Source organism: Nocardiopsis prasina DSM 43845 (genome assembly GCF_000341265.1).
GTDB lineage: Bacteria > Actinomycetota > Actinomycetes > Streptosporangiales > Streptosporangiaceae > Nocardiopsis > Nocardiopsis prasina.
The window spans coordinates 13,674-39,933 of record NZ_ANAE01000088.1 but is presented as its reverse complement, the minus strand read 5'-3'; the positions used below and the strand labels follow the sequence as shown (position 1 = coordinate 39,933).

General features: G+C 71.2%; 27 protein-coding genes and 1 pseudogene (1 of these 28 running past the window's edge). 16 read left to right on the top strand and 12 right to left on the bottom strand.

Features of this window, described 5'->3' with window-relative positions; translation table 11 throughout:
• Positions 1-83: 83 nt before the first annotated feature.
• Positions 84-2,363, bottom strand: a complete 2,280-nt coding sequence (locus D452_RS0106100) for an ATP-binding cassette domain-containing protein (protein ID WP_017543260.1) — start codon at positions 2,361-2,363, stop codon at positions 84-86.
• Between the two features lie 82 nt (positions 2,364-2,445).
• Between D452_RS0106100 and D452_RS0106095 the strand changes: the two genes are divergently transcribed.
• Complete coding sequence (locus tag D452_RS0106095) at positions 2,446-3,291, top strand: TetR/AcrR family transcriptional regulator (RefSeq protein WP_017543259.1); 846 nt, start codon at positions 2,446-2,448, stop codon at positions 3,289-3,291.
• Positions 3,288-3,908 carry a nucleotidyltransferase domain-containing protein gene (locus tag D452_RS0106090; RefSeq protein ID WP_017543258.1) on the top strand — a complete coding sequence of 207 codons (621 nt, stop codon included), beginning with the start codon at positions 3,288-3,290 and terminating at the stop codon, positions 3,906-3,908. The genes D452_RS0106095 and D452_RS0106090 overlap by 4 nt, the downstream gene beginning before the upstream one ends.
• 13 nt (positions 3,909-3,921) lie before the next feature.
• Here D452_RS0106090 and D452_RS31655 read toward each other — a convergent pair whose 3' ends face one another.
• Positions 3,922-4,050, bottom strand: a complete 129-nt coding sequence (locus D452_RS31655; RefSeq protein WP_017543257.1) for a hypothetical protein — start codon at positions 4,048-4,050, stop codon at positions 3,922-3,924.
• 99 nt (positions 4,051-4,149) lie between these two features.
• A complete protein-coding gene (locus tag D452_RS0106080) occupies positions 4,150-4,914 on the bottom strand; it encodes a class I SAM-dependent DNA methyltransferase (protein WP_017543256.1) in 765 nt (254 codons plus the stop codon).
• Positions 4,915-5,075: 161 nt separating this feature from the next.
• On the opposite strand from D452_RS0106080, the gene D452_RS0106075 reads away from it, so the two are divergent.
• The 3 genes from D452_RS0106075 to D452_RS0106065 all read left to right on the top strand — a co-directional run bounded on the left by D452_RS0106075 (position 5,076) and on the right by D452_RS0106065 (position 7,397).
• On the top strand, positions 5,076-6,035 hold the full coding sequence (locus D452_RS0106075) for a phosphotransferase family protein (protein ID WP_017543255.1): 960 nt from the start codon (positions 5,076-5,078) through the stop codon (positions 6,033-6,035).
• 52 nt (positions 6,036-6,087) lie between these two features.
• Positions 6,088-6,882 carry a phosphodiesterase gene (locus D452_RS0106070; protein ID WP_026129014.1) on the top strand — a complete coding sequence of 265 codons (795 nt, stop codon included), beginning with the start codon at positions 6,088-6,090 and terminating at the stop codon, positions 6,880-6,882.
• A 71-nt stretch (positions 6,883-6,953) separates the two neighbouring features.
• Positions 6,954-7,397, top strand: coding sequence for a pyridoxamine 5'-phosphate oxidase family protein (locus D452_RS0106065; RefSeq protein ID WP_017543253.1), 444 nt, complete (start codon positions 6,954-6,956; stop codon positions 7,395-7,397).
• 409 nt (positions 7,398-7,806) lie between these two features.
• On the opposite strand, the gene D452_RS0106060 is transcribed toward D452_RS0106065, so the two are convergent.
• Together D452_RS0106060 and D452_RS0106055 are read right to left on the bottom strand one after the other, a co-directional pair.
• On the bottom strand, positions 7,807-8,313 hold the full coding sequence (locus D452_RS0106060; protein ID WP_017543252.1) for a DinB family protein: 507 nt from the start codon (positions 8,311-8,313) through the stop codon (positions 7,807-7,809).
• A 347-nt stretch (positions 8,314-8,660) separates the two neighbouring features.
• Entirely contained in the window at positions 8,661-9,872 is a 1,212-nt protein-coding gene (locus D452_RS0106055) for an FAD-dependent monooxygenase (RefSeq protein ID WP_017543251.1), read from the bottom strand.
• Positions 9,873-9,965: 93 nt separating this feature from the next.
• Between D452_RS0106055 and D452_RS0106050 the strand changes: the two genes are divergently transcribed.
• Together D452_RS0106050 and D452_RS0106045 are read left to right on the top strand one after the other, a co-directional pair.
• Positions 9,966-10,577, top strand: coding sequence for a TetR/AcrR family transcriptional regulator (locus D452_RS0106050; RefSeq protein ID WP_017543250.1), 612 nt, complete (start codon positions 9,966-9,968; stop codon positions 10,575-10,577).
• A 121-nt stretch (positions 10,578-10,698) separates the two neighbouring features.
• Complete coding sequence (locus D452_RS0106045; RefSeq protein ID WP_017543249.1) at positions 10,699-11,673, top strand: aldo/keto reductase; 975 nt, start codon at positions 10,699-10,701, stop codon at positions 11,671-11,673.
• 79 nt (positions 11,674-11,752) lie between these two features.
• On the opposite strand, the gene D452_RS0106040 is transcribed toward D452_RS0106045, so the two are convergent.
• The gene (locus D452_RS0106040; protein ID WP_017543248.1) at positions 11,753-12,361 is read right to left on the bottom strand and encodes a TetR/AcrR family transcriptional regulator; all 609 of its coding nucleotides are present in this window, start codon (positions 12,359-12,361) and stop codon (positions 11,753-11,755) included.
• A gap of 114 nt (positions 12,362-12,475) precedes the next feature.
• Between D452_RS0106040 and D452_RS0106035 the strand changes: the two genes are divergently transcribed.
• Both D452_RS0106035 and D452_RS0106030 read left to right on the top strand, forming a co-directional pair.
• The gene (locus D452_RS0106035) at positions 12,476-13,126 is read left to right on the top strand and encodes a hypothetical protein (RefSeq protein WP_017543247.1); all 651 of its coding nucleotides are present in this window, start codon (positions 12,476-12,478) and stop codon (positions 13,124-13,126) included.
• Positions 13,127-13,149: 23 nt separating this feature from the next.
• Complete coding sequence (locus tag D452_RS0106030; RefSeq protein WP_040693215.1) at positions 13,150-14,385, top strand: DUF418 domain-containing protein; 1,236 nt, start codon at positions 13,150-13,152, stop codon at positions 14,383-14,385.
• 108 nt (positions 14,386-14,493) lie between these two features.
• Here the strand turns inward: D452_RS0106030 and gdhA are convergent, their stop codons facing one another.
• Entirely contained in the window at positions 14,494-15,864 is a 1,371-nt protein-coding gene (gene gdhA, locus D452_RS0106025) for an NADP-specific glutamate dehydrogenase (protein ID WP_017543245.1), read from the bottom strand.
• A 475-nt stretch (positions 15,865-16,339) separates the two neighbouring features.
• On the opposite strand from gdhA, the gene D452_RS0106020 reads away from it, so the two are divergent.
• Positions 16,340-17,383 carry a Gfo/Idh/MocA family protein gene (locus tag D452_RS0106020; protein WP_026129013.1) on the top strand — a complete coding sequence of 348 codons (1,044 nt, stop codon included), beginning with the start codon at positions 16,340-16,342 and terminating at the stop codon, positions 17,381-17,383.
• Between the two features lie 14 nt (positions 17,384-17,397).
• Here the strand turns inward: D452_RS0106020 and D452_RS30825 are convergent, their stop codons facing one another.
• Positions 17,398-17,556 carry a hypothetical protein gene (locus D452_RS30825; RefSeq protein WP_169336554.1) on the bottom strand — a complete coding sequence of 53 codons (159 nt, stop codon included), beginning with the start codon at positions 17,554-17,556 and terminating at the stop codon, positions 17,398-17,400.
• A gap of 410 nt (positions 17,557-17,966) precedes the next feature.
• Here D452_RS30825 and D452_RS0106010 point away from each other — a divergent pair, with 410 nt between their 5' ends.
• Positions 17,967-18,767 carry a phosphotransferase gene (locus D452_RS0106010; protein WP_152498530.1) on the top strand — a complete coding sequence of 267 codons (801 nt, stop codon included), beginning with the start codon at positions 17,967-17,969 and terminating at the stop codon, positions 18,765-18,767.
• On the opposite strand, the gene D452_RS0106005 is transcribed toward D452_RS0106010, so the two are convergent.
• A complete protein-coding gene (locus D452_RS0106005; RefSeq protein ID WP_017543241.1) occupies positions 18,764-19,324 on the bottom strand; it encodes a helix-turn-helix domain-containing protein in 561 nt (186 codons plus the stop codon). The two genes, D452_RS0106010 and D452_RS0106005, sit on opposite strands and share 4 nt — an antisense overlap.
• 41 nt (positions 19,325-19,365) lie before the next feature.
• Between D452_RS0106005 and D452_RS0106000 the strand changes: the two genes are divergently transcribed.
• A complete protein-coding gene (locus tag D452_RS0106000; protein WP_017543240.1) occupies positions 19,366-19,884 on the top strand; it encodes a GNAT family N-acetyltransferase in 519 nt (172 codons plus the stop codon).
• Positions 19,885-20,010: 126 nt separating this feature from the next.
• The gene (locus D452_RS0105995; RefSeq protein ID WP_017543239.1) at positions 20,011-20,982 is read left to right on the top strand and encodes an EamA family transporter; all 972 of its coding nucleotides are present in this window, start codon (positions 20,011-20,013) and stop codon (positions 20,980-20,982) included.
• 88 nt (positions 20,983-21,070) lie between these two features.
• Here D452_RS0105995 and D452_RS0105990 read toward each other — a convergent pair whose 3' ends face one another.
• Together D452_RS0105990 and D452_RS0105985 are read right to left on the bottom strand one after the other, a co-directional pair.
• Complete coding sequence (locus D452_RS0105990; protein WP_017543238.1) at positions 21,071-22,000, bottom strand: ribonuclease Z; 930 nt, start codon at positions 21,998-22,000, stop codon at positions 21,071-21,073.
• A gap of 82 nt (positions 22,001-22,082) precedes the next feature.
• Positions 22,083-22,844 (bottom strand): MBL fold metallo-hydrolase, encoded by a 762-nt coding sequence (locus D452_RS0105985; protein WP_017543237.1) that lies wholly within the window; start codon positions 22,842-22,844, stop codon positions 22,083-22,085.
• A gap of 160 nt (positions 22,845-23,004) precedes the next feature.
• On the opposite strand from D452_RS0105985, the gene D452_RS0105980 reads away from it, so the two are divergent.
• The 3 genes from D452_RS0105980 (at position 23,005) to D452_RS29455 (ending at position 25,951) form a co-directional block, all read left to right on the top strand.
• Complete coding sequence (locus tag D452_RS0105980; protein WP_017543236.1) at positions 23,005-24,009, top strand: pirin family protein; 1,005 nt, start codon at positions 23,005-23,007, stop codon at positions 24,007-24,009.
• A 212-nt stretch (positions 24,010-24,221) separates the two neighbouring features.
• The gene (locus D452_RS0105975; protein ID WP_051061251.1) at positions 24,222-25,838 is read left to right on the top strand and encodes a sodium-dependent transporter; all 1,617 of its coding nucleotides are present in this window, start codon (positions 24,222-24,224) and stop codon (positions 25,836-25,838) included.
• Entirely contained in the window at positions 25,838-25,951 is a 114-nt protein-coding gene (locus D452_RS29455; protein ID WP_017543234.1) for a methionine/alanine import family NSS transporter small subunit, read from the top strand. Before D452_RS0105975 ends, D452_RS29455 begins: the two co-directional genes overlap by 1 nt.
• A 104-nt stretch (positions 25,952-26,055) precedes the next feature.
• On the opposite strand, the pseudogene D452_RS27790 reads toward D452_RS29455, so the two are convergent.
• Positions 26,056-26,260: pseudogene (locus D452_RS27790) on the bottom strand (type 1 glutamine amidotransferase domain-containing protein); it runs 310 nt beyond the window's last position.

The window sequence follows — 26,260 nt, the reverse complement described above, 5'->3', positions numbered from 1 at the left end:
CTCACGCCGACAGGTCGGCGAACACGGTCGGGCCCGCCGCCCGGAGGTCCTCCGGTGACGGGCCCGACCCGTGACTTCTCCCCCTATCCCTCGCGGTTCAGGTAGGCGCGCAGGTGTCGGGCGGTGAGGGTCTCCCCCTTCTCGACCAGTTCCGCCGGGGTGCCCTCGAAGACCACCCGGCCTCCGTCGTGACCCGCCCCGGGGCCGAGGTCGATCACGTGGTCGGCGTGTGCCATCACGGCCTGGTGGTGCTCGATCACCACCACCGTGTTGCCGTCGTCCACCAGGCGGTCCAGCAGCGCCAGCAGCCGGTCCACGTCGGCCAGGTGCAGTCCGGTGGTGGGCTCGTCCAGCACGTACACCGCGCCCTTCTTCGCCATGGAGATCGCCAGCTTCAGCCGCTGGCGCTCACCGCCGGACAGGGTCGTGAGCGGCTGCCCCAGGCCGAGGTACCCCAGGCCGACGTCGTACATCCGGTCCAGGATGACCCGGGCGTTGCCGGAGGCGAAGAAGTCGCGCGCCTCCACCACGGACATGGCCAGAACCTGGCTGATGTCCTTCCCGCGCAGCTTGTGTTCGAGGACCTCGGCCCTGAACCGGCGCCCTTCGCACTTCTCACAGGTGGTGGCCACCCCGGCCATCATGGCCAGGTCGGTGTAGATCACCCCGGCGCCCTTGCACTCCGGGCAGGCACCCTCGGAGTTCGCACTGAACAGGGACGACTTGACCTTGTTGGCGCGGGCGAACGCGGTGCGGATCGGGTCCAGCAGCCCGGTGTAGGTGGCCGGGTTCGAGCGGCGCGACCCGCGGATCGCGGACTGGTCCACGACCACCACGCCCTCACGGCCGGGCAGGGCCCCGTGGATGAGCGAGCTCTTGCCCGAGCCCGCCACCCCGGTGACCACGGTGAGCACCCCGAGCGGGACGTCCACGGACACGTCCCGGAGGTTGTGGGTGTTGGCCCCCCGGATGGGGATGGTGCCCTTCGGGGTCCGCACCTTCTCCCGAAGCTGGGCGCGGTGGTCCAGGTGGCGTCCGGTGAGGGTCCCGGAGGCCCGCAGCCCGGCCACGTCGCCGCTGTAGGTGACGGTGCCGCCGGTGGGTCCGGCGCCCGGACCCAGGTCCACGACGTGGTCGGCGATGGCGATGGTCTCGGGCTTGTGCTCGACCACCAGCACGGTGTTGCCCTTGTCGCGCAGGCCGAGCAGGAGGGTGTTCATCCGCTCGATGTCGTGCGGGTGGAGGCCCACGGTGGGCTCGTCGAAGACGTAGGTGACGTCGCTGAGGCTGGAGCCGAGGTGGCGGACCATCTTGACCCGCTGGGCCTCGCCACCGGACAGGGTGCCCGACTCCCGGTCCAGGCTCAGGTACCCGAGACCGACCTCCACCAGCGAGTCCAGGGTGTGCCCGAGGGTGTCCGCGAGCGGCTTCACCGAGGGTTCCTCGAGTGCGTGGACGAACTCCGCCAGGTCGCTGATCTGCATGGACGCACACTCGGTGATGGTGCGGCCGTTGACCTTGACCTCACGGGCGGCCGCGTTGAGCCGGGTGCCCTCGCACTCGGGGCAGATCGAGAAGACCACGGCGCGGTCCACGAACGCGCGGACGCTGGTCTGCATCTTCTCGCGTTCCTTGGCCAGGTAGGTGCGCTTGATCTTGGGGACCAGGCCCTCGTAGGTCAGGTTGCTGCTCCCGACCTTCACCTTGGTGACGGGCTGGTGGAGGAGGCTGTGCCACTCCTCGTCGGTGTAGTCACGGAGCTTCCTGTCCGGGTCCAGCAGCCCGGAGGTGGTGAAGATCTGCCAGTACCAGCTGTCCACGGAGAACCCGGGGACGGTGATGGCGCCCTCGTTCAAGGAGAGGTCGCGGTCGTAGAGCTCCTCGACGTCGATCTGGTTGGTGCGGCCCAGCCCCTCGCACTCGGGGCACATACCCTCGGAGTTGTTGAAGCTGAACACGCTGGAGGGTTCCAGGCGCGGACTGCCCACCCGGCTGAAGACGATGCGCAGCATCGCGTGGGCGTCGGTGGCGGTGCCCACCGTGGAGCGCGCGTTGGCCCCCATCCGCTCCTGGTCCACGATGATCGCCGCGCTGAGGTTGCGCAGGGCGTCCACGTCCGGGCGGCCCACGCTCGGCATGAAGGACTGGAGGAAGGCGGTGTAGGTCTCGTTGATCAGCCGCTGGGACTCGGCGGCGATGGTCCCGAAGACGAGCGAGGACTTCCCCGAGCCGGACAGGCCGGTGAAGACGCTCAGTCTCCGTTTGGGGATGTCCACGGAGACGTTGTCGAGGTTGTTCTCCCTGGCCCCTCGGACCTGGATGGTGTCGTGGGTGTCCGCCAGGGTGGTGGGTTCGGAAGACAAGCTGCTCCTCAGGATCCTCAGAAAGCCTTATGCGGTAAACTAACAGCCAGCGAACGTTAGTTTATTCCATAAGGAGATGCAAGTGGTTGTCTACGCCGGGCAGGGTGACCCCCGTCGCTCCATGCAGCTGCTGTGGCGCGACCACGAACCGGCCGAACGCACCGGCCCCGGACCCCGCGCCCAGCTGAGCGTGAACCTGGTGGTGGAGACCGCCATCGAGGTCGCCGACGCCGAGGGCATGCAGGCCCTGTCCATGCGCGCCGTGGGCGAGCGCCTGGGCCGCACCGCCATGTCCCTCTACACCTACGTGGCCAGCAAGAACGAACTCATCGACCTCATGTACGACCACTCCTTCGCGGAGCTGGTCCGTGAGTGGGAGGGCACCACCGGTCCCGCACCCGCGAGCCTGGGAGGGGGTACCGACAGAACGGACTGGCGCGAGGAGGTCCTGGCCTGGTCCGGTCAGCTGTGGCGCTTCTACCTGCGCCACCCCTGGACCCTGGAGATCTCCGCCGCCCGGCCGGTCCTGGGCCCCAACGAGTACCGGCTCTTCGAGTCCCTGGCCACCGTCCTGCACGGCGCCGGACTCCCCGCGAAGGCCGTCGGGGGCGCTTACAACAGCATCGTCAACCTGGTCCGGGGCACGGTCCGCACCGCCGCCGAGGCCCGCCAGGCGGAGGCCATCACCGGGCAGCCCGAGGACCAGTGGTGGTTCGCCCGCTCCGCGCAGCTGGAGGAGATTGTCGAGGACTTCTCCGAGCGCTTTCCCACCCTGACCGTGATGACCGAGCAGGGAGCCTTCGACAACGCCGACCCCAGCGAGCCCTACCTGGAACAGGAGGCGTGGGAGTCCTTCCAGTTCGGCCTGGACGCGCTGCTGGACGGGGTGCAGCGCCGCATCGACGCCACTTCGGGCACGTCCGCGTGAGCACCGCCGCCCCCTTCACTTCCTGGGACCCGCTGCCGCCCGAGGAGGTCGCCGCGCGGTTCTCCCAGGCGAGCGTCCCGTGGTGGATCGCGGGCGGGCACGCCATCGCGCTGGCGGTCGGCCGCCGGTTCCGTGAGCACGCCGACACCGACGTGCTTCTGCTCCGCCGGGACCAGTACACCGTCCAGGAGGTGCTCCCCGACTGGGAGTGGTGGGCGGCCGACCCGCCCGGCACACTCCGCCCCTGGCGGGTGGGCGAGAGCCTGACCGCCGGTGTCCACGACATCTGGTGCCGCCCCGGTCCGGCTGAACCCTGGCGGCTCCAGTTCATGCTGGACGAATCCGAGGGGGACGAGTGGGTCTCCCGCAGGGACGCTCGGATCAGACTCCCCCTCGCCCGGCTGGGACGGCGCACGGCGGAGGGTCTGCCCCACCTGACCCCTGAGGTCCAGCTGCTGTACAAGGCCAAGGGGCTACGACCCAAGGACGAGGAGGACTTCGCGGCGGCGCTGGCCGTACTGGACGCCGACCAGCGGTGGTGGCTGGCGGAGGCGCTCGAACTGGTCCACGGGGCCCACCATCCGTGGCTGCCGCGCCTGGGCTGGGAGAGCCCGTGAGGGGTGGGAAGTCCTAGATCCAGCCGAGCAGGTGGAGCACCAGCAGGGTCAGTCCGGCCGAGAGCAGCAGAGAGGTCACGCAGCCCAGACGGCTGCTGTAGAAGAAGAACACGGACGCCTCCTCGTGGGTTCGCTCGACCACCAGTATCCCGCCCCGTCGAGGGCCCGGACGGGCCCCTCCGCTCACGCGGCCTCCACACCGTCGAACACGGCGGTCAGCCGCCCTGATGCCGTGGCCCGCTCAGGCGGGACGGGCGAAGGTGATGATCTCCATGCTGGCGTCGGTGAGCGGGCTGCGGTCCCAGTAGCCGTACTGCGCGGTCACCTCGAGCCCTGCCTCGGCCAGGAAGCCGTTGAGGCGGTCGGCGTCCAGGAACCGCAGCGTGCTCCGACTGACCAGCGGTTCCGGCCACCCCTCGACCCGGTAGTCGGAGGTGAAGGTGACCAGGTCGCCGTCGACCTCCCGCAGGCGGTGCACGCAGGTGGCCTCCCGACCCTCCGGGCCGCTGACCGTTCGTACCCGTTCGGGGTTCCAGGCCTCCCAACCGCGCACAGCGGGGTTGCGGGTCTCGAACACGAACCGTCCGTCAGTGGTGAGGGCACGCCGGACAGCGGCCAGGTTGGCGCGCAGCTCGTCGTCCGTGGTGAACACCTGGAAGGCGTGCCCGGACATGATGACGAGGTCGAACTCGTCCTCGAACGGGCCACCCGCCTCCCCGTCGTAGGCACCCGAGACCAGGTCGCCCAGGGTCCACTCGATGTCGTCGCGGTCCCGGCGGCCCACGCCCAGCATCGCGTCGGCCGGGTCCAGCCCCACGAGCCGACCGGTGTGTCCGCTCTCGCGCGCCACCCGTTGGAGCTTCCCGGTGCCGCAGCCCACGTCCAGTACGGAGCGGGCACCCATCACGAGGTCAAGGTAGAAGTCGTCCTGCGGGGAGACCCGCCAGTGGCTGAAGTAGTCGTAGAGCTCGGCGAGGTCCGGCGTGGAGAAGTGTCGATCGACCATCCGACCATTGTGGGAGCACGTGCCCATGCGGCCCAGGGGTTTTCCGCCTCCCGCGTGCCCAGGCGAGCGCCACCGCCCGCCGAGTTCGGCCTCGTCCCGGCGAACCACCGGAGACCGCCGCACCAGAGCGCAGTCCTCCCCCGACGTGGAAGGATCGGCCCGTGACCGCATTCCTCTCCGCCGAACAGCTGGCCCGACGAACCGCATCCGCCGTGAGTGCCGCCGTGGGGGCCGGACGCGAACTCGGGCTCACCGTGACCGACCCGCGCGTGCTGCACGACCTGTTCTCCGTGGTCGTCCACCTCGCGCCCTCACCGGTCGTGGCCCGCCTCCCCACGGTCCTGCCGGACTCGGCGCCCCTGGACTCGGTGACCGCTCGGCAGCGCGCGGAACTGGACGTCACCCGGTGGCTGTCCGACCAGGGGACGCCTGTTCTCGCCCCCAGCCCGCTGGTGCCGTGTGAGCCGGTACAGCGTGACGGGTTCTCGATCACGTTCTGGGAGTACGTGGAGGAGAGGCGCGACGGGGAACCCGACTATGTCGCCAACGCCGAGAGCGTCCCCTCGCTGCACGCGGCCATGCGTGACTACCCGGGGAGGCTGGAGTTCCTGGGTGCCGCCGAACCGGCCTCCCTCTCCGCCAGCCTCGAACGTCTGGAGGCCAGCCCCGACCTCATCTCCGCGCGGGACCTGGAGCGGGCACGCCGCGAGTGGGGGTTCCTGGAGCCGATCGCCAGTTCGCGCGAGGAGTTCGAGCGCGCGTTCCCGGGGGTCGATCTCCAGCCGATCCACGGCGACTCCCCGCCCGCCAACATCTTCGCCGCCCTGGACGGGGACCGTTACGCCGACTTCGAACTGGTCTCGCTGGGGCCCGTGGAGTGGGACCTGGCCGCGCTCGGCCCCGAACTGGAGGCCGCCTACGACCGAGGTGCCCGCCGCCACGGCCTGCGCGAGCTCGACGGGGACGTGCTGGCCTTCGTGAACGCGGTTGGGGCCCTGCGGGTCATCGCCGCCCTCGAACTCGTCCCGAAGCTGCCCGTGCTGGCCGAGTTCCTGAACCCGGCCGTCGACCAGTGGCGAGCCACACCCTTCGACGTCGACCCGCCCGGTCTGGCTGGTTGAGGCCCGCGAACCCTGTTGCCCGAGCACCCCCGACTCGGGCACTGTGTCCGTCATGACCCCTTTTTTCGGTCCTCCCTCCACCTCCGTCGCCCACCTGAGCGACCCACACCTGACCGCGGACGGCCGCGCGGCCGAACCGGCGGTCGGGCTGAGCCAGGCGCTCAGCCGGGTGCTGGCCCTGGACCCGCTCCCGACCTGCGTGGTCGTCTCGGGTGACCTGGCCGAGCACGGCAGCCCCGAGGAGTACGCGGCACTCCACGAGGTCATCGACGGTTTCCCGCTTCCCCTGCTGCTGGTGACGGGCAACCACGACGACCGCGAGAACCTGCTCACCGCCTTCGGGGGCAGCGCCCACCTCGGCGGGGGCTCGAGCGCCCACTACCTCGTGGAGTACCCCGAGGTCACCATGGTGGTCCTGGACTCCCTCGTCCCCGGCGCCCCCGGAGGGCTGCTGGGCGCCGAGCAGCTGGACTGGCTGGACTCGGTCCTGGGCCGGCGCCCCGACGTTTCGGCCCTCGTGTGCGTACACCACCCGCCGGTTCCCCTCGGCATCCCGTTCCTGGACGGCATGCGGCTGGACGACGGCGCCGAGCTGGAGGAGGTGGTGGCCGGCCACCCGAACGTCGCCCGTGTGCTGGCGGGACACGTCCACCGGCAGACCACCACCGGCTTCGGGGGGAGTGTCCTCACCACCGCCCCCAGCACGCACCGGCAGAGCGCCCTCAAGAGGAACAGCGACGACCCGTGCGGCTTTGTGCCCGAACCCACCGCGTTCCTGCTGCACCAGCAGACCGACCGGGGATGGGTGACCCACACCGTCCAGGTCAGCCACGCCGAGAACCTCTGACCCCGAGGCCGGTTGTCCACAGGCGAACGCCCGCACTGTCGCGACGCCCGAACGAACCCTAGTCTGGAGGCATGCCGGACACCCCTCAGCCGCCAGCGCCCTTCGACGTCGATGCCTTCCTGTCCCAGCCCCTGGTGGCCCGCGTGGCCACCGTCAACGCCTCCGGAGCACCCACCGTCCGGCCGGTCTGGTTCCTCTGGGAGAAGGGAGTGCTGTGGTGGATCACCGGGGAGTACGCGGTCATGGCACGGCACCTGGAGAGGGACCCGCGCACAGCCGTGGTGGTGGACACCTGTGACCTGGAGCGGCAGGAGTTCCTCCAGGTGATCATGCGCGGGGAAGCGGAGGTGGTGCCCTTCGACCCCGCTCTCAGCAGACGCAAGCTCCGCAGGTACCTGGGCGACAACGAAAGCACCTGGCACCCGGACTTCCGGTACTACGCCGACGACGCCCGCCTGGTCCGCTTCGTGCCCGACCGCACCGTGGTCAAGGACCTGTCCAAGTCCCCCTCCTGACCCGCGCGGCGGTCCTCAGCCGAGGACCGCGCCGGACGCCGGATCGTGGAGGTCACCGGTCCGCTCGGCGGGCCCCTCGTGGGCGCCGCCGCCGGCTGGCGGCGGTCGTCAGCTCCGAGCACGGCAAGGTCCTCTCCGACGCCCAGGGCGAGGTGGCGCGGGGCCCGGAGGCGGCGACGACGCGGGGATTACAGGGGAGCACGACGACGCCGGGCTGAGTCCGACGCGGGTTCCCGGGCCCTTCTGGGGGCCCGCGCCCGCGGCTCGCCGGCGGTTTCCCGAGCCTGACCGGGTGTCCCGCGGGTCCGGCACCGTCCGCCGTGGTGGCGGTCGGTCCGGCTTCAGGCGGTTGCGGGGGCTCGCGTGCGGATCCGCCGGGGTCACGCTCCGGCTCCCGCGGTACCTCGGGCTACTCCCCGGTGACCCCGTCGACGCGCTCACGGATGAGGTCGGCGTGGCCGTTGTGCCGGGCGTACTCCTCGATCATGTGCACCAGAATCCACCGGAGCGAGCAGTCCTCGCCGTGCCGCTGGTTCCTGCCGACGGCGTCGAGGGACAGGCCCGCCGACGCCTTCCGGGCGTTGTCGATCTCGGAGCGCCACACCGCGAAGGACTCCTCGACCGAGGCGGAGCCGACGTTCAGGAAGTCGCCGTCCCGGTCTCCGGGGCGCTTGATCGGCGAATGGTAGTCCTCCCCCGCGAGGACCACGCGGAACCACATGTGTTCCACGTAGGCCATGTGCCTCACCAGCCCCAGCAGGGACATCGGTGAGGGCGGGGTGGAACGTACGCGCAGCTGGTCGTCGGTGAGGCCCTGGCACTTGACGGCGAGGGTCTCCCGGTGCCACTCCAACCAGTTCTCGAGCATGGCGCGCTCGTCGGCGACGTAGGGCGGGTCGATGCGGGGATCAGTCATGAGTCGCGACACTAGGCAGAGACCGTCCTCTTGGCAACGCATTTGATCGCGTCCCGTCCACCCCGGTCATCCGGACCGTCACCCGGTATCCCCGGCCCCCTGAGCGACCTCCGGTCGCGCGGGGGCCCGGGACGATCAGGATCGCGTGTCATGCGCGGTCCGGAGTCGTGGTCCTCCGGGGCCACCAGCGCCCCATGCAACGTGGTGCCCAGGCGGCGACACGCCTTTCGTCGCGGACGTGATCGCCTCCGTCGTCGATACCGCTCTCCCCCGAGGACGGAGAGGAGCCCTGGACCGACACACAGGTGGAGCGACCCGGAGTGTGACGAGGCGAGCCGTCGAAGGCCTCAGGCGGGGGCCAGGGGTTCGGGCGGGGTCCACTCCACGGCTCCCCTGGCCATAACGACCAGTCTGCTCGCGGGGATCAGCCGGAAGGCCGCGTTGCGCAGCCCCTGGCGCCACCCACCGCCCAGGTCGGCGCCCACGCGGGCGATGAGACGGGCCTGCTTGGCGATGGCCTGGCACCGGGGGCGACGGAGGGCGTCGAACTCCGCCAGGGCCCGCCCCAGGTCGCCCTCGTGGGCAGGCCCCGCCAGCCGGCCCAGGGTGGCGCCGTCCTCCATCGCGGTGGCGGCGCCCTGTCCCATCGTGGGCAGGGCGCCGTGGGCGGCGTCCCCGACCAGCACCACGCGTCCCCGGTCGTAGCGCTCCGGGCCGTCCGGCAGGTGGTGGACGTCGTGCCGCATGAGCTGGTCGGGGGTGGTCGCGGAGATCAGGGCGACCACCTCGGGAGCCCAGTCCGCGAAGTAGGCCCGGGCGGTGGCGAGCTCGTCGTCGAAGACGGTCCGCTCGGGTTGGCGCACGTACCCGTACCAGTACACCTGGTCCGCGCTGACCCGCATCACCCCGAACTCCGCACCGGGCCCCCAGTACTCCACGAGGCGACCGTCCAGCCCCGTCCCCTCCAGAGCGCTCACGGGCAGCAGGGCGCGCCAGCTGGTGCTGCCGCTGTACCTGGGGCTCACACCCGGGTGGAGTGATCCGCGCACGGCGCTCCACATGCCGTCCGCACCCACCACCAGACCGGCCTCGGTCTCGTGCTCGCCGTCGTCCCGCTGCCAGCGGACCACGGCGGGCTCACCTCCGGGCCGCCCCGCGGACACGTGCGTCACCCGGGCGCCGTCCACCAGTTCCACGCCCTCCCGGAGCGCGGCCCTGTGCAGCAGGGCGTGCAGTGCCTGGCGGTGGAACCCCCAGATGGTCGTGGCCCGCCGCACCCGGGGGTCGGTGTCGGGAAGGGTCAGGATCCGGCGTCCGAGGGTGTCCACGAACCCCGTGGCCAGCGTGCGGAGGCCCGCCTGGTCGACGACCTCCTCCTCGATCCCCAGGGTGTTCAGGGCGGCGACGCCGTTGCGAGGCAGGGCCAGACCGGCGCCCACCTCGCCCGTCGCCGGGCGGCGCTCCAGTATCCGGGTGTGCCAGCCCGACCGGGCCAGTCCCACCGCCGAAGCCAGTCCGGCGAGTCCACCGCCGACGACGACCGCTGTGCGTTCACGCATGGCTCTCCCAGCTTCCACATCTCGGGCGGCGCGTGCGGCACCCCCTGTTCAATACGATGGTAGTGGTATGGATCTCGGCCCTATAATCGCCCCATGCCCCGCCCCAACCAGCACCGTCGCCGAGCCCTGGCCGACGCGGCCATCGCGCTCCTGGCGGAGCGGGGGGCGCACGGACTCACCCACCGAGCCGTGGAGACGCGCGCCGGGGTGCCCGCCGGGACGGCCACCAACTACTTCCGCAGCCGGGAGGGTCTCCTCGTCACCGCTGCCGAGCGGATCGTGGAACTCCACCTGGACGAGGCGGCGAGGGCCACCAACGACGCCGTCGAGGACCACGGCTCCGCCGAGCTCCCTCCGGAAGCCGTCGTCCGCACGCTCGTGGACCTGCTCACGGACTCGCTCTGGACCGCGGTGACCACCCTGCGCGGTCGCTACCTGGCGATCCTCGAACTCCAACTCGAGGCGCGCCGCCGCCCCGCCCTGGCCGCCGTCCTCGCCGGGCTCTCGGACACCGCGCTGGCCAGCACCGCCCGGCTGCACGAGGACCTGGGCACACTGGCCTCGGAGACGGCGGTCTCCACTCTGATCACCCTGTACGGGGGTGCGCTGTTCACCCTCACCACGCGGCCCGAGGAACTGCTCGACCGGGCCTCCGTACGCACCCTCACCGAGGCCATGGTGCGCGGCGCACTCGGTCTGGACTGACCGGTTCGCGCCGCCCAGGGGTGCAATCCGGGCCATGAGGGCGGAATTCGGGTCCGACACCGGCCGTCCCGGGTCCAAAGCCCCGAGTGGGAGCGATTCCAGAGGACTTAGGATCACGGCCATGGACACACGTGAACTCGGTACCGTCGCCCAGGTCGGCGTCGTCGGATTCGGCGCCTGGCAGATCGGCTCCGGCTGGGGAGAGGTCAGCGAGGCCGACGCCATGAACGCCCTGCACACGGCGGTGGAGGAGGGGGTCACCTTCGTCGACACCGCCGACGTCTACGGCGACGGGCGCAGCGAACGGCTGGTCGGCAAGCTGCTCAAGGACCACCCCCACCTGACCGTGGCCACCAAAATGGGTCGCCGGATGGCCCAGGACCCCGCCCACTACAACTCGGGGAACTTCCGGGCCTGGAACGACGACTCCCGCCGCAACCTGGGCGTGGACACCGTCGACCTGGTCCAACTGCACTGCCCGCCCTCGGCCGTCATCGAGAGCGACGCCGTCTTCGACGACCTGGACGCCATGGTCGACGAGGGGCGCATGCGCGCCTACGGGGTCTCGGTGGAGACCTGTGACCAGGCCCTGGCCGCCATCGCCCGGCCGAACGTGGCCAGCGTGCAGATCATCCTCAACGCCTTCCGCCACAAGCCCCTGGAGAGGGTCCTGCCCGCGGCCAGGGAGGCCGGGGTCGGGATCATCACGCGGGTCCCCCTCGCCAGCGGCCTGTTGTCGGGCAAGTTCACCGCCGCGAGCAGTTTCGGGGAGGACGACCACCGCAGCTTCAACCGCGGGGGCGAGGCCTTCGACCGCGGCGAGACCTTCTCCGGCGTCGAGTACGAGACCGGCCTGGAAGCGGTGGAGCGTCTGCGCCCCCTGGTTCCCGAGGGGGTCACCATGGCCCAGTTCGCGCTGCGCTGGATCCTGGACCAGGACGGGGTGAGCGTGGTCATCCCCGGCGCGCGCGACGCCGACCAGGCCCGGGGCAACGCGGCCGCCGCGGAGCTGCCCCCGTTGGACGCCAAGACCCATGAGCAGGTCCGTGAGGTCTACGACCAGCTGATCCGCCCCCAGGTCCACCACCTGTGGTGATCCGGTCGGGGTCGGTCGCTGACGAGTCCGTCCAGCGCCCGGCCCCGACCCCACGGGGTGTCCGGCCCCGAGCCCCCTCCTACACGCAGCCGCCCAGGACACTGTCGACCGCGGCGAACAGGGTGGCGGCCTCGGACTCCAGCAGGGACTCCGTGCCGGGCAGTGCCCTTTCCAGCGTGACGCCGTTGACCACGGTGAGCAGGAACTTCGCGCGCCTGGCGTTGTCGCCCTCGGTGAGCGCGCCCTCCTCGACGAGCACGGAGAGCCAGTGCTCGACACGGTGCTGCATCTGCCCTTCGACGACCAGGTAGGTCCTACGCGCCTCCTCTGTCGGTTCGGGGGCGATGAAGGTCTCGTAGGTCCTGCGCAGGGCCTTCCTCGCCTCGCGGCCGGTCCCGGCGTGCGCGAGGATCTGCCGTAGGCAGTCGACCAGGCGCTCCCGCGCCGGCAGTGCCGTGTCGTGGATGGGCTCGCCCGGGGCGATGTGCGCGTAGATGCCCGCGAGCACCGCGTCCATCAGGGCGCGCTGCGTGGGGAAGTGGTGCCGCAGCGAGCCGGTGCTCACCCCGGCCCTGGTCGCCACCGCCCGCACGCTCGGCCGCTCGGCCGGGTTCTCACTCACCATCGTCGCCGCCGCGATGAGGATCCTGTCGCGCGAGCTCTGCCTCGCGTCGCCTGCTTCGGTCATCGGTACCTCCTGCCCCCATCCTACTAGTACACCGTACTAGCACAGTGTGTTAGTCTCTTTCGTGTCGCCAACACGCTGTGTTGGAAGTGGCTCGGTGAGAGACGGAGGACGGACATGCTCGACCAGTGGCGCCGCCAACGCGCGGCACGCCGCGTCAAGGTCGGAGACGGCCCTCACCTCAAGCGGTTCCGCTGGTGGCAGCTGTTCAGCCGCTCCCTCTTCCACCTGCCCCTTCACCAGGACGACGGTCGCACCGCGCTCTACTCGGTCGACGTCCGCCACTGGGGCGGAAAGGAGGACGGGGAGGTCAGGGCCGACCTGTACCTCGACGGCACACGGCACGCCCACTCCAGGATGCCCGCGGCGTTCCCCGTCCCCGGCGGACACGTCGAGGTCGCCATGAGCTCCTTCGGGCTCAGGCGCTGCCACCACGTCCCCGACGACGGAGCGGACCGGCAACTCGTTCCGGACCCCCGCTCAGCCGAGGGAAGACGCGCCCGCCTCGACCGCGAACACCCGGCCCTGAGCCGCTGGATCGGCGCCGTCTCGATCGCCCTGCTCGTGGTCGGGCTCGGCCTGAACCTGCTCCAGGCCCTCGAACCCCTCTCGCAGATCCCGCCGGTCAACGACGTGACCGGCACGTTCACCTCCCCCGTCCTGCTGCCGCTCTGGCTCAACATCACGCTCGGCGTCGGCGCCGCCCTGGGCAGCGCCGAGCGCGCGCTTCGCCTGCGCTACTCCTGGCTCGACGACGCGGGCAACTGAACCTCCCCCACTGAAAGGACGACATGACCACCCGCACCCCTGATCATGTGCCGACCCCCTCCGGAGGGCCGGTCCGCTCGACCCCACTGTCCGAACGCTCCCTGGCACCCGACATCGCGCGGGGGATGATGCTCCTGCTCATCGCCCTGGCGCACACCCCGTACTTCCTCTACACGGCGCAGGCGGGATCGGTGGGCCTGCACCCGGTGGAGGGCGGCCTGGCCGACCGGATCGCCCAGGCACTGACCCTCATCGTGGTGGACGCGCGGGTCCACACGATGTTCGGGTTCCTGTTCGCCTACGGCATCGGCCAGATGTACGCGCGCCAGACGTCCAAGGGAACCAGTCCCGTCCAGGCCCGGCGCCTCCTGCGACGACGCCACCTGTGGATGCTCGCGTTCGGCGCGGTACACGCCCTGTTGCTGTGGCAGGGCGACATCATCGGGGTCTACGGGCTGATCGGCCTGATCATGGTGCCGCTGTTCTTCGGGCGCTCGGATCGCACCCTCAAGGTCTGGATCGGGATCCTGCTGGGTCTGGGCGCCCTGATCACCCTGGCGGGGATGCTGGTCCCGGCCGACGCGGGCACGGCCGTGGCCGCCGACATGCAGCGCGCCAGCATCGCGGAGGAGTCCTACCTGGCCGCCGCGGCGACACGGTTCGTCACCTGGTCGTTCCAGCTGGTCGCGGGGATCGCGACGGTGGCACTGCCCACCGCCTTCCTCATGGGTGTGCTCGCCGCGCGGCACCGGATCCTGGACGAGCCCAGCCGACACCTCGTGCTGCTGCGGCGGCTCGCCCTGTGGGGCATCGCCGCGGGATGGACCACCGGCGCCGTCCTGGCCCTCCAGCACACCGGCGTCGCCGAGATCGCCCCGGTGACGGCGCTGACCGGCCTGCACTTCTACGCCGGGATCTTCACCGGCGTCGGGTACGCGGCCCTCTTCGGACTGCTGGCGCACTGGATGAGCGGGCGCGCGGCGGCCACGTCCGCGCCGGTGCGGTGGCTGGGCGCTCTGGGCCGCAGGTCGATGAGCGGGTACATGGCGCAGTCCGTGGTGTGGGGACCGGTCCTGGCCGCCTGGGGCCTGGGACTGGGCGCGCACCTGTCGAGCTGGTCGGCCGCTCTGCTGGCGGTGCTCACCTGGGCCCTCACCGTGGCCGGTGCGGCTGCCATGGAACGCGCCGGGCGGCGCGGCCCGGCGGAGGTCCTGCTGCGCCGACTGACCTACCGACCCGCGAAGTCCACCAACGCCTGACCGGAGACGGACCCCCGTTCTCGACACCGGGAACGGGGGACCACACCGCTGAAGGGGGCGGGCCGGGACCTGCTCAGGTCCCGGCCCGCCCCCTTCGATCACGTCCGACTAGATGAGGCCCTGGGCCAGCATCGCGTCGGCGACCATCTCGAACCCGGCGACGTTGGCGCCCAGCACGTAGTCGCCCTTGGCGCCGTGCCGCACGGCCGCCTCCTCGCAGCGGTCGTGGATGCCGGCCATGGTCTCGGCCAGCTCCGACTCGGCGTGCTCGAAGGACCACGAGGTCCGCCGGGCGTTCTGGCGCATCTCCAACACGCTGGTGGCCACACCGCCCGCGTTGGCGGCCTTGCCCGGGGCGAACAGCACACCGGCCTGCCGGAACACCTTGGCCGCCTCGGGGGTGGTGGGCATGTTCGCGCCCTCCGCCACCGCCAGCACGCCGTTGCCAACCAGCGCCCTGGCGCCCTTGACGTCGAGCTCGTTCTGGGTGGCCGAGGGCAGCGCCACCTCACACGGCACGTCCCACACGCTGCCGCCCTCGACGAACGTCGCGCCACCGCGCCGGTCGGCGTAGGCGCTGATCCGCGCGCGCTCGACCTCCTTGACCTCCCGGAGCAGGTCGAGGTCGATGCCCTTCTCGTCCACCACGTAGCCGCTGGAGTCCGAGCAGGCCACCACGGTGGCACCCAGCTGCTGGGCCTTCTTCACCGCGTAGATCGCCACGTTGCCCGAACCCGACACCACCACGCGGCGCCCCGCAAGGCCCTTCCCGGCCCGCTCCAGCATCCGCTCGGTGAACATCACCGTTCCGTACCCCGTGGCCTCGGTACGGACCGCCGAACCACCCCAGTCCAGGCCCTTGCCGGTGATGACCCCGGCCTCCCAGCGGTTGCTCAGCCGCCGGTACTGCCCGAACATGTAGCCGATCTCGCGGGTACCGACACCGATGTCACCAGCGGGGATGTCGGTGTACTCGCCCAGGTGGCGGTGGAGCTCGGTCATGAACGACTGACAGAACCGCTCGATCTCCGCGTTGGAGCGACCCTTGGGGTCGAAGTCGCTGCCGCCCTTGCCTCCGCCGATCCCCATGCCGGTGAGCGCGTTCTTGAAGATCTGCTCGAACCCCAGGAACTTGATGACGCCCAGGTTCACGCTGGGGTGGAAACGCAGACCGCCCTTGTACGGGCCCAGGGCGCTGTTGAACTCCACCCGGAATCCACGGTTGACGTGTACCCGACCCTGGTCGTCACGCCACGGGACGCGGAAGATGATCTGCCGCTCGGGCTCGCACAGACGCTCCAGCACACGTTGGTCGACGTACTCCGGGTGGCTCGACAGCGCGGGCGAGAGGGTCTCCAGCACCTCCAGGACCGCCTGCTGGAACTCGGGCTCGTCCGGGTTGCGCCGGGCCACGTGCTGGAACGCCGAACGCACGCCCGGGTGGTGGTTCGCCAGTTCGGAGTCGCTGACAGAGGTCATGTGTGTTTCGGGTCCCTTCGGCGCTGGCGCCCCTCGCGGGTCAGCGCCCTGGGGGACGTCAACGCGATCGGTGATTCGGCCACTTTCGGGGCTCCCAACGACGTTACACGTCCGGTTCCGCCCTTCTTTGACCGCTCCCCTCCTGGCCGCATCACCACCGACCCCAGCCCGCGCCGACGGTGCCCGGGCCCGGTCCCGGTGGCGTGGGCGATCATGTCGAGGACGATCCGATCCGCCCATCTCCTCGGCCGCTCGAACCGCACATGCAGGGCGCCGTCGGCCTCCGTCGCGGGGGTAACGCGGCGGCCAGCCCCCATCCCCACGCTGTCAGCGTCGGACCAGAGGCGCCAGGAAGTCGGTGAGTGTCAGGCTCATGCGGACCGTCCCACCATCCCGGGACGACGATTCGTGGCCGATCTCCGGAGCCACGCGCACATCGCTTGCGGCCCCTGCGGCAGACCGCCATGATCGCCCCATGCGCGTAGGAGTGGTGGGACTGGGGATGGGCTCACACCTGGCGGCTTGGTGTGAGCGGCTCGGGATCAGGGTCGAGGCGGTGTGCGACCGCGCTCCGGCCGTGCTGGCCAGGGCCGGTGCGGCCCTGCCCGACGCACGGCGGGTGAGCGACTGGCGCGACCTGCTGGACATGGGCCTGGACGGCGTGATCCTGGCCAACGACTTCCACGCCCACGCACCCCCGGCGATCGCTTTCCTCGACCGGGGCGTGCACGTGCTGTCCGAGACGGCCGCGTGCGCCGACGAGGAACAGGGCCGCAGACTCGTCGAGGCGGCCGACCGCTCCAGCGCCACCTACTCCCTGGCTGAGAACTACGTACTGCTGCCGCACGTGCGCCTGATCCGCGAGGCCCTGCCCGAGATCGGCCGTGTCACCCACATTGAGGCCGACTACCTGCACGGCATGTCGCCCCAGGACGTCAACAGTCTCATCGGGGACCCGGGCCACTGGCGGGGCACCATCGCCTCCACGGCCTACTGCACCCACTCCCTCTCCCCGATCCTGGCCCTGACCGGCGCACTCCCCGTGGAGGTGACGGCCTTCACGGCCGACACCACCGCGCCCCGCCAGGCCAGTGTCATGGCGGTGCGCCTGTCCACCGGGGCGCTGGCCCTCACCCGCAACGGGTTCCTGCAAGGGGAGTCCGACAGCCACTGGAGCTGGGTGTCGGTGCGCGGCGAAAGGGGTCTGGCCGAGTCGGTCCGGGCCCGGGGCGACCAGGCCTGGTCCGTGCGGGTGCGTACCGAGGGGTGGACCCAGGTCGACGGCCGCGCCCGGGAGGAGGTGCGCGTTCCCCCGGAGCTGTCTTTGGACGGCGAACCCGTGGAGCGGAGCGCGGAGGGCACGGTGCTGCTGCTCCAGGCCTTCCGCGCCACCGTGGAACAGGGTGCGCCACCGGTCACCGGGGTGCACGAGGCGGTCGCGGCCTCCCTGGTGGGGGTGGCCGGAGCCCGTTCCCTCGAACAGGGCTCGGTCCCCGTCCCCCTGCCCGAACTGGGGTGAGCGCGACCGACCCGTCAGCTGGCCGGGTCCCTGCGGCGCGCCCACGCGTGCACGCGCCGGACCCGCTCCAGTCGTCCGGAATCGGCACTGTCCTCCCCCTCGGCCTCCACGCGCTCGCCCAGCTTCCCGAGCACGTACTCGGCCAGGGTCCGGTCCCGCCACTGGGACCACACGTGGCGTTCCGCGGGAGCGCGGCCCTCCACCCGCTCCGGGCCTCGGCTCCGGACTCCGGGTCGAGACCGCCCCTCGTGACCGCCAGGGCCTCGGACGCGCGCCGCCGGGGCACCCACACCTGCCGGCGCGTGTTGCGGGCGCTGTTGCGACGGGAGCTCTTGTCGTTCTCGCCGTAGCCGTTGCGGCGGTCCTTCGCATGGCTGAGGAGTTTCCTCTCCTGGGGTGAACGGCGGCGCGGCACGGGCCTCGCGGTCCCTTCCGTGTTTCCCCGCGTTCGAACAGCGGCCCGACACTAGGTTGGTCACCGGTGGGGCGCGACGGGAGCACCCGCTCCACGGGACGTTTCGAGAAACGGAGGCCGGACCTGAGCACCGGAGAGCACGAACAGGACCAACCACTGAGCGGCGGCATGATGAACACGGTCGTCCGGAGGGGTGATCGCGTCGTGCGCGGGGCCGTGCCGCACGCCCCCGCCCTGCACGGCTTCCTCACGGCCCTGGCCGACCGCGGGTTCACGGGGGCACCGCGGCCGCTGGCCCTGTACCCGGCTGAGGGAGGGAACGGTCCCGGGACCGAGGAGCTGACCTTCGTCGAGGGCGACGTGGCCCTCCCGCCCTTCCCTGCCTGGTCCCGCGCCGACAGTGTGGTGAGCACCTGCGCCCGCCTCCTGCGCCGCTACCACGACGCCGCCGAGCACGTGCCCCTCGACACCGCCGTGGCCTGGCCCAGCGCCCTGAGCGACCCCGAGGGCGGCACCCTGCTGTGCCACAACGACCCCTGTCTCGAAAACCTGGTCTTTCGTGACGGCGAGGCCGTCGCCCTGATCGACTTCGACCTCGCCGCCCCGGGCCGTCCCGTCTGGGACCTGGCCGCCCTCGCCTTCTACCTGGGCCCCACCCTGCCCCCGGAGGCCCTCGCCCGCACGGAGTTCGCCGGGGCGCGCACCCCGCACCGGATCCGCCTGCTCGCCGACGCCTACGGCATGTCCGACGCCGACCGGAGGTCCCTTCCCGAGGCGGTCGAGCAGTACAACGAGGTCTCCCGGGACTTCGTCAAGGACATGTTCGACCAGGGCAATCCCCTGTTCGTGCGCACCGTGGAACGGGTGGGCGGCTGGGCCTCGTGGGAGCGGCTCAGGGTCCGCCGCTCCGGTTGGCTGCGCGACCAGCGCCCCGTCCTCCTCGCCGCTCTGACCGACCCGGTCACCTAGCCCCGGCGGGTCACCGCCACCAGGTAGCGGCAGGGACGCCCCGTCTGGTTCCGGTACTCGCAGGGGGCGGGCGCTCCGAGTTGGAGGCAGTCCCCCCGTTCCAACAGGTGTTCGGTCGCGCCCTCACGGAAGGCGAGCGCGCCCTCCAGCACCCAGATCTGGTGGTGGGTGAAGGCGAACACCTCCTCGGGGTAGGGCACCCGGCCACCCGGAGGGAGTTCCACCTCGACCAGTTCGAGCGACCCCCCTGAGGTGGGCGAGACCGCGCGCCGACGGTACCCGGTCTCGGGGTCGGTCCACAGGGGCTGCTCGTCCCGGCGCGCGAGACGGCGGTCACCCTGTTCGGCCTGGGCGATGAGTTCGGACAGGGTCAGGCCGAGGGCACCGGACAGGCGGCCCAGCAGAGCGGCGGTGGGCTGGGCGTCGCCGTTCTCGATCCGGCTGATCATGGCCCGGGACACCCCGGACAGGTCGGCCAGGGCGGCACCGCTGAGTCCGCGGTCGCGGCGCAGGGCCTGGAGGGTCGTGGCGAGGGCGGGTCCGAGTGGGTCGCTCATGCGTTCACCATAGTGGACACCTTCGCCTATCATCTTCAACTATGGACGCCCTGCTCACGCACGACAGCATCCGCGACGCCACCGTCACCGACGCGGCGGCGTGCGCGGCCATCTACGCCCCCTACGTCACCGACACCTCCATCACCTTCGAACTCGACCCTCCCTCGGAGGAGGAGATGGCCCGACGCATCACCGAGGCCCAGCGCCACCACGCGTGGATCGTCATGGAGGACGAGGAGGGCGTGCTCGGCTACGCCTACGGCGGCACCTTCCGCACCCGCGCCGCCTACCGACGGACCTGCGAGGTCAGCGTCTACCTCGAACACGGACGCCGTCGCCGAGGAGCGGGACGGGCCCTGTACTCCGCACTGATGCCACGCCTGGCCGCACGCGGGATGCACACGGCCATCGCCTGCATGACCCTGCCCAACGACGCCAGTCTGGGTCTGCACCGGACCATGGGCTTCGAGGACGTGGGGATCATGCGCCGGGTGGGCCACAAGCACGACGCCTGGCACGACGTGGCCTGGGCCCAACTGGACCTCACCCCGGCCCCCTAGCCACGCTGCGGACCGGACGCGCGAACGCCCCGGAAGGGACTCCACCCAGGTCGGAGGGACCGTCCCGGAGCCGGACACCTATGCTCGACGAGATCCCATCTCCCCACCATCCCCTGGAGCGTCCCCGTGTCCGCCCATACCGCCCGCCACCGCCCCTCGGGGCTCGCCTTCGCGCTCGCCTCCGCACTGGCCTTCGGTGGTTCGGGGGTCTTCGCCCGACCCCTGCTGGACGCGGGCATGGACCCGCTGCACGTCACCTGGCTGCGGGTGGCCGGGGCGGCGCTCATCCTGCTGCCCGTCGCCCTGCGGCACTGGCGCGTCGCCCAGCGCAGGCCGCTGCTCGTCCTGGCCTACGGCGTCTTCCCCATGGCCGGGGTGCAGGCCCTGTACTTCGCTGCCGTCGCCCGCATCCCGGTGGGGATCGCGCTGCTGCTGGAGTTCCTCGGCCCGGTGCTGGTGCTGCTGTGGGTGCGGGTGGTGCGCCGCAACCGGGTCTCCCCCGCCGCCGTGGTGGGGGTCGTCCTCGCCGTGGCCGGGCTCGGACTGCTCCTGGAGATCTGGGCGGGGATGCGCCTGGACGCCATCGGCGTGGGCCTGGCCCTGGGCGCGGCCGCCGCGCAGGCCGCCTTCTTCCTGCTCGGGGACGCCATGGGAGAGGACACCGACCCCCTGGCGGTGATCGCCTTCGGCGCGCTGATCGCCACCGCCCTGCTGGGGGTGCTCGCCCAGCCCTGGACCCTGCCGTGGGGCCTGCTCGCCGACCCGGTCCCGCTGGGCTCCCTCTCCCTGCCGGGCTGGGCCCTGGTTCTGTGGCTGGGCCTGGTGTGCACCGCCATCGCCTACTTCGCCGGGGTGTCGGCGATCCGACGCCTGTCCCCGCAGGTCGCTGGGGGTGTGGCCTACCTGGAGGTGGTCACCGCGATCGTGCTCGCCTGGGTACTCCTGGGCGAGGCGCTCACCCTCGTACAGGTCATCGGCGCCGTGGTCATCGTGACCGGCGCCTTCATCGCCCAGACGGCCGTGCCGAGCGCACCGACCCCCGACACCGAAGGAGGTCCGGCCGCTCCCGAACAGGAACGCGCCCTGGACCAGCGCTGAGAACCCACCGACCATGCCGCGGGCTCCGCCCGCTCCGGCGGGGCCGCCGCTTCCTCGTCTCGCCCGACGGACCAACCGCCCACGCGGATCAGCGCCGGGCGGGCATGCCGATACGATCCAGATCGGCGGCCAGCACCACCCGCCCGTCGAACTCCTCACCCGCCTGGGCCGTGAAGAGAGCCTCGTCGGCCTCCTCGTAGCGCTCCGACAGGTGGGTCAACACCAGCAGACGCACCCCCGACCGAGCCGCGATCCGGCCAGCCTGACGCGCCGTCAGGTGTCCGTACGCCTCGGCCAGGTGCTCCTCGGAGTCCAGGTACGTCGACTCGATGACCAGCATGTCCGCGCCCTGGGCCAACTCCACCGCCTGCTCGCACACACCGGTGTCCATCACGAACGCGAACACCTGGCCGGGGCGGGGCACCGCACAGTCCGACAGCTGCACCACACGGCCGCCCTCCAGCTCCAACGAACCCTCCCGCAGGAGCCGCGACACGGCCGGGCCGCTCACCCCGAAGTGCCGCAGTCGCTCGGGCAGCATCCGCCACCCGTCGGGCTCGGTCAGCCGGTACCCGTAGGCGGGCATCGAGTGCCGCAGCGGCAGGGCCGTGACCGTGAACGGCTCGTCCGGGCCCACCACACAGGAACCGGAACCGCCCACCGGCTGGGGGACGACCACCTCGGTGTCACGGAAGGACGTGGCGTGCCGCAGCCGCCGCCAGTACTCCTCACCGGCGCCCGGGTAGGCCACCCGCACCGTGTGCGGAACCCGGTCCCGGGCGATGCGCTGGATGACACCGGGCAGCCCCAGGCTGTGGTCCCCGTGGAAGTGCGTCACGCAGACCCGGGTGATGTCGCTGGCGGCCAACCCGGCCAGACGCATCTGCCGCTGGGTGCCCTCCCCCGGGTCGAACAGCACCCCCTGGTCGCCCCAGCGCAGGAAGTAGCCGTTGTGGTTGCGCCGACGGGTGGGCACCGCGCTGGAGGTCCCCAGGACCACGAGTTCACGTACGGACATGGGTCGCATTGTCCCACCGCCCAGGGAAACCGGACACGCACTCCGACCAGGCCCTCGTCAACCGGAAGCGGGTCGCCTCCGCTCAACGCACCCCCGTGGCACGGGCGCGGATCATCGCCACACGGGGACCCTCGGTGAAGGGGGCACCGTGCCCGGGCAACAACAGACTCCCCTCCGGCAACGTGGCCAGACCCTCCAACGACTCCAGCGCCCGGGCGCTGTCGTGCGTGGACATCCGGCTCACCACCCGGGGGCCCTCACTCCCCGTGCTGGGGTCGATGGTGACCAGCGCGTCACCGGTGAACGCGACCCCCCGATCCTCGAAGACCACCAGGACACTGCCCGGGGTGTGCCCCGGAGCGGGCACCACCCTGGGGCGGCCCGGCACCTCCTCCAGGACCTCGTGGTCGCCGAACACAGAGAACTCGCTCACCCGGTCCGCCGTGAAGGCCCCGCCGTGCCCCAACCGCAGGAGTGCCTGAACGGCGGCGGGGTACCTGGCCAGGTAGGGCAGCAACGGCCGTTCGGGACGGGCGTGGACCACCGAACTGGTGGGGCCGTCCGCCAGGATCGGCGCGTCGGCCTCGTGCACCCACACCCGGGCGCCCGCCTTGTCGCGGGCCCGCTCGGCCAACCCCGTGTGGTCCGGATGGGCGTGGGTGAGCACCACCGCCCGCAGGCGTCCCCCCACCCAGGCGACCGCGTCCAGGAACCGACCGCTGTGCGCGGGCAGCCCGGCGTCCACCATCACCAACCCCTCCCCGGTCTCCACCAGGTAGAAGTTCACGAGCGCGTCACCGACCCGGTGGACACCGGGAGCGACCTCGTCGGGAACATGGGTCATGTTTCCTCCCGGAAGGACACGCGTGAGAACCCGAGAACGGACCCCGTCCCCCACCCATACCCGCTAACTCCCCGTCTAGCTCCCACAAGACCCACCCGCCTCCCACGCCACACCCCTGCCCACGTGCGCGCACGCCCCCGGCTGGACTAGCGTCAACCGGGTGAGCAACGTCGAACCCCACCCCACCGAACAACGCGTGTGCGAGGCCGACCGCACCGGCCCCGAACCCGACACCGAACTCCTCGAACCCCGTGAGGTCCCCCTCGGCGGACCCCGCGCCATGCTCGTCCACCGCGCCCTGCCGGGCAGGAACCGCCGCATGGTCGGCGCCTGGTGCTTCGCCGACGTCTACGGACCCGCCGACGTCAGCACCGGCCCCGGCATGCAGGTACCACCCCACCCCCACATCGGGTTGCAGACCGTGAGCTGGCTGGTCCAGGGCACCGTCCACCACCTCGACGGCCTCGGCTCGGACCAGCTCGTCCGCCCCGGACAGCTCAACCTCATGACCGCCGGGAACGGCATCGCCCACTCCGAACGCACCCCCGAGCAGGCCCCCGACCTGCTCCAGGGAGCACAGCTGTGGGTGGCCCTGCCCGAACACGACCGCGAGGGCCCCGCACACTTCGAACACCACGCCGACCTGACCGGATTCTCCCTGCCCGGCGCCGGGGTCACCGTGATCATGGGCGAACTCCACGGCCACCGCTCACCCGCGCGCACCCACACACCCCTGGTCGGCGCCGAGATCGTCATCGAGGCGGGACGAACCGTCACCCTCCCCGTCCAGGCCGCGTTCGAACACGGCCTGCTGCCCCTGGACGCCCCCGTCCACGCCCACGGCCACCGCGTGGTCCCCGGCTCCCTGCTCTACCTGGGCACCGGACGCGACACCGTCGAGTTCCACGCCGAAGAACGCACCCACCTGCTCCTCATCGGCGGCGAACCCTTCACCGAGGACCTCGTCATGTGGTGGAACTTCGTCGGCCGCGACCACGACGACATCGTGCGCGCCCGCACCGACTGGGAGGACCAGCGCGAAGGCGACGACCGGGACGAGGGCTTCCGGTTCGAGCCGGTGCGCGCCGACCACGGCACCGCCCTCCCGGCCCCGGACCTGCCCAACGCACGGCTGCGCCCGCGTCCCCGGCACCGCGACGCCTGAACCGGAGCCCCCCACCCCCGAGGTGAGGGGCTCTGAACGTGGCGGGTAAGCGGGGCTTGCCCGGGAGCGCCTCGCCAACCCTGGACGATCCGGCACCAAACACGGAGCCGATCACGACATCCAGCGCTCGGACCTGCCCCAACAATGCCCAAAGACCCAAATCCTGCTACCGTGCGGGTCGCGAACTACGGGATGATTTAGGAGACCTGAACATGGGGCAACAGCCTCGCGAGCAGTGGGGGACGCGCGCGGGATTCCTGATGGCCGCGATCGGATCGGCCATCGGACTCGGCAACATCTGGCGATTCCCCTACGTCGCCTACGAGAACGGGGGCGGGGCGTTCCTCCTGCCCTACCTGATCGCGATGCTGACGGCGGGTATCCCGCTGCTCATCCTCGAGTACGGCATCGGACACCGGTACCGTTCCTCGGCCCCGCTGTCCTACCGGCGCATCTACCGCCCGGCCGAGGTCATCGGCTGGTGGCAGGTGGCCATCTGCTTCGTGGTCGCCGTCTACTACGCCGTGATCATCGCCTGGGCCATCCGCTTCACGTGGTTCTCCGTCAACCAGGCCTGGGGGGACGACCCCGACAGCTTCTTCTTCAACGACTTCCTCCAGATGAGCCCCGAACCCGGTGTGGTCTCCGGGTTCGTCTCCGGGGTGGCCTGGCCTCTGGTCGCCGTCTGGTTCGTGACCCTGGCGGTCCTGATCATCGGGGTCCGGCGCGGCATCGAGATCCTCAACAAGATCACCATCCCGCTACTGGTGGTCCTGTTCTGCCTCCTTGTCGTCCAGGCGCTCACCCTCGACGGCGCGGTCACCGGCCTCAACGCCTTCTTCACGCCCGACTGGGACGCGATGCTCACCGGCAAGGTGTGGATCGCCGCCTACGGACACGTGTTCTTCTCGCTGTCCATCGGCTTCGGCATCATGGTCACCTACGCCTCCTACCTGCGACGCAAGTCCGACCTGACCGGCTCGGCCATGGTCGCGGGCTTCGCCAACAGCTCCTTCGAGCTCCTGGCCGGTATCGGCGTGTTCGCCGCCCTCGGCTTCATGGCCACCGCGGCCGGAACGGCCGTGGACGAGGTCGCCACCTCCGGCATCGGACTGGCCTTCATCGCCTTCCCGCAGATCATCTCCAGCCTGCCCTTCGGCGGTTCGCTCTTCGGCGTGCTGTTCTTCGGATGCCTGGTCATCGCCGGACTCACCTCGCTGATCAGCATCGTCCAGGTGATCGTCTCGGCCGTGCAGGACCGTACCGGACTGGGCCGCACCCAGACCGTGCTGCTGGTCGGCGGCGCGACCGCGCTCGCCTCGATCCTGCTCTTCCCGACCCCGGAGGGCCTGCACTTCCTGGACGTCTTCGACCACTTCATCAACCAGTACGGCATCGCGCTGGCCGGTCTGGTGCTGGTCATCTTCGTCGCGTGGGGCGTGCGCAAGCTGCCCCTGTTCCAGGCACACGTCAACTCGGTCTCCAGCATCCACCTGGGCCTGTGGTGGCGCGTGACCCTGGGCGGCATCACCCCGGTCCTGCTCGGCATCATGATGTGGGACAGCCTGCGCACCGAGCTGACCACCAACTACGGTGGCTACCCCACCGGGTACCTGCTCGCCGCCGGTTGGGGCGTGGCCATCGGCGCCATCGTCTTCGGCGTCGTCATGTCCTGCTTCCCGTGGAAGCGCGCCGACGTCATCGCCCGACAGGACGCTGAGCGCATCGCGGACGACGAGGACGCCGCCGCGGGCCAGCTGGAGGCGCCCAACGAGGCCGCGCCCAACGAAGCGACCATCCCGCCCTTCGACAAGGAAGAGGACCGCTGATGTCCACCAGCGCCATCGTCATGATGGTCATCTCCATCACCGTGCTCTGGGGTGGCCTCATCGCGGCCGTCATCCACCTGCGACGCCACCCGGACGAGCCCGAGTCGGAGTGACCCCACCACCCGCAGTCCCCGAGGGGCCGCGAACCGCACACGCGGTTCGCGGCCCCTCGGCCGTGTACGGATCCGGCCGGGCCCAAGCCGGGTCCGGGGACGGCTCAGGCGGCGAACTCCCGAACGATCCGCTCGCAGAACGCGGGCAGGTCGTCCGGGTTGCGGCTGGTGGTGACGCCGTGGTCGGTGACCACTTCCTCCTCCACCACATTGCCTCCGGCGTTGCGGATGTCGGTGCGGATGCTGGGGAACGAGGTCAGGGTGCGCCCGCGCACCACGTCGGCCTCCACCAACAGCCACGGCCCGTGG

Bases quoted from the DNA above. Each gene is read 5' to 3' on its own strand.
- D452_RS0106080 (WP_017543256.1), bottom strand. From the start codon at position 4,914: ATGGTCGATCGACACTTCTCCACGCCGGACCTCGCCGAGCTCTACGAC.
- D452_RS0106070 (WP_026129014.1), top strand. From the start codon at position 6,088: ATGACCCCTTTTTTCGGTCCTCCCTCCACCTCCGTCGCCCACCTGAGC.
- D452_RS0106065 (WP_017543253.1), top strand. From the start codon at position 6,954: ATGCCGGACACCCCTCAGCCGCCAGCGCCCTTCGACGTCGATGCCTTC.
- D452_RS0106060 (WP_017543252.1), bottom strand. From the start codon at position 8,313: ATGACTGATCCCCGCATCGACCCGCCCTACGTCGCCGACGAGCGCGCC.
- D452_RS0106055 (WP_017543251.1), bottom strand. From the start codon at position 9,872: ATGCGTGAACGCACAGCGGTCGTCGTCGGCGGTGGACTCGCCGGACTG.
- D452_RS0106050 (WP_017543250.1), top strand. From the start codon at position 9,966: ATGCCCCGCCCCAACCAGCACCGTCGCCGAGCCCTGGCCGACGCGGCC.
- D452_RS0106045 (WP_017543249.1), top strand. From the start codon at position 10,699: ATGGACACACGTGAACTCGGTACCGTCGCCCAGGTCGGCGTCGTCGGA.
- D452_RS0106040 (WP_017543248.1), bottom strand. From the start codon at position 12,361: ATGACCGAAGCAGGCGACGCGAGGCAGAGCTCGCGCGACAGGATCCTC.
- D452_RS0106035 (WP_017543247.1), top strand. From the start codon at position 12,476: ATGCTCGACCAGTGGCGCCGCCAACGCGCGGCACGCCGCGTCAAGGTC.
- D452_RS0106030 (WP_040693215.1), top strand. From the start codon at position 13,150: ATGACCACCCGCACCCCTGATCATGTGCCGACCCCCTCCGGAGGGCCG.
- gdhA (WP_017543245.1), bottom strand. From the start codon at position 15,864: ATGACCTCTGTCAGCGACTCCGAACTGGCGAACCACCACCCGGGCGTG.
- D452_RS0106020 (WP_026129013.1), top strand. From the start codon at position 16,340: ATGCGCGTAGGAGTGGTGGGACTGGGGATGGGCTCACACCTGGCGGCT.
- D452_RS0106010 (WP_152498530.1), top strand. From the start codon at position 17,967: ATGATGAACACGGTCGTCCGGAGGGGTGATCGCGTCGTGCGCGGGGCC.
- D452_RS0106005 (WP_017543241.1), bottom strand. From the start codon at position 19,324: ATGAGCGACCCACTCGGACCCGCCCTCGCCACGACCCTCCAGGCCCTG.
- D452_RS0106000 (WP_017543240.1), top strand. From the start codon at position 19,366: ATGGACGCCCTGCTCACGCACGACAGCATCCGCGACGCCACCGTCACC.
- D452_RS0105990 (WP_017543238.1), bottom strand. From the start codon at position 22,000: ATGTCCGTACGTGAACTCGTGGTCCTGGGGACCTCCAGCGCGGTGCCC.
- D452_RS0105985 (WP_017543237.1), bottom strand. From the start codon at position 22,844: ATGACCCATGTTCCCGACGAGGTCGCTCCCGGTGTCCACCGGGTCGGT.
- D452_RS0105975 (WP_051061251.1), top strand. From the start codon at position 24,222: ATGGGGCAACAGCCTCGCGAGCAGTGGGGGACGCGCGCGGGATTCCTG.
- D452_RS29455 (WP_017543234.1), top strand. From the start codon at position 25,838: ATGTCCACCAGCGCCATCGTCATGATGGTCATCTCCATCACCGTGCTC.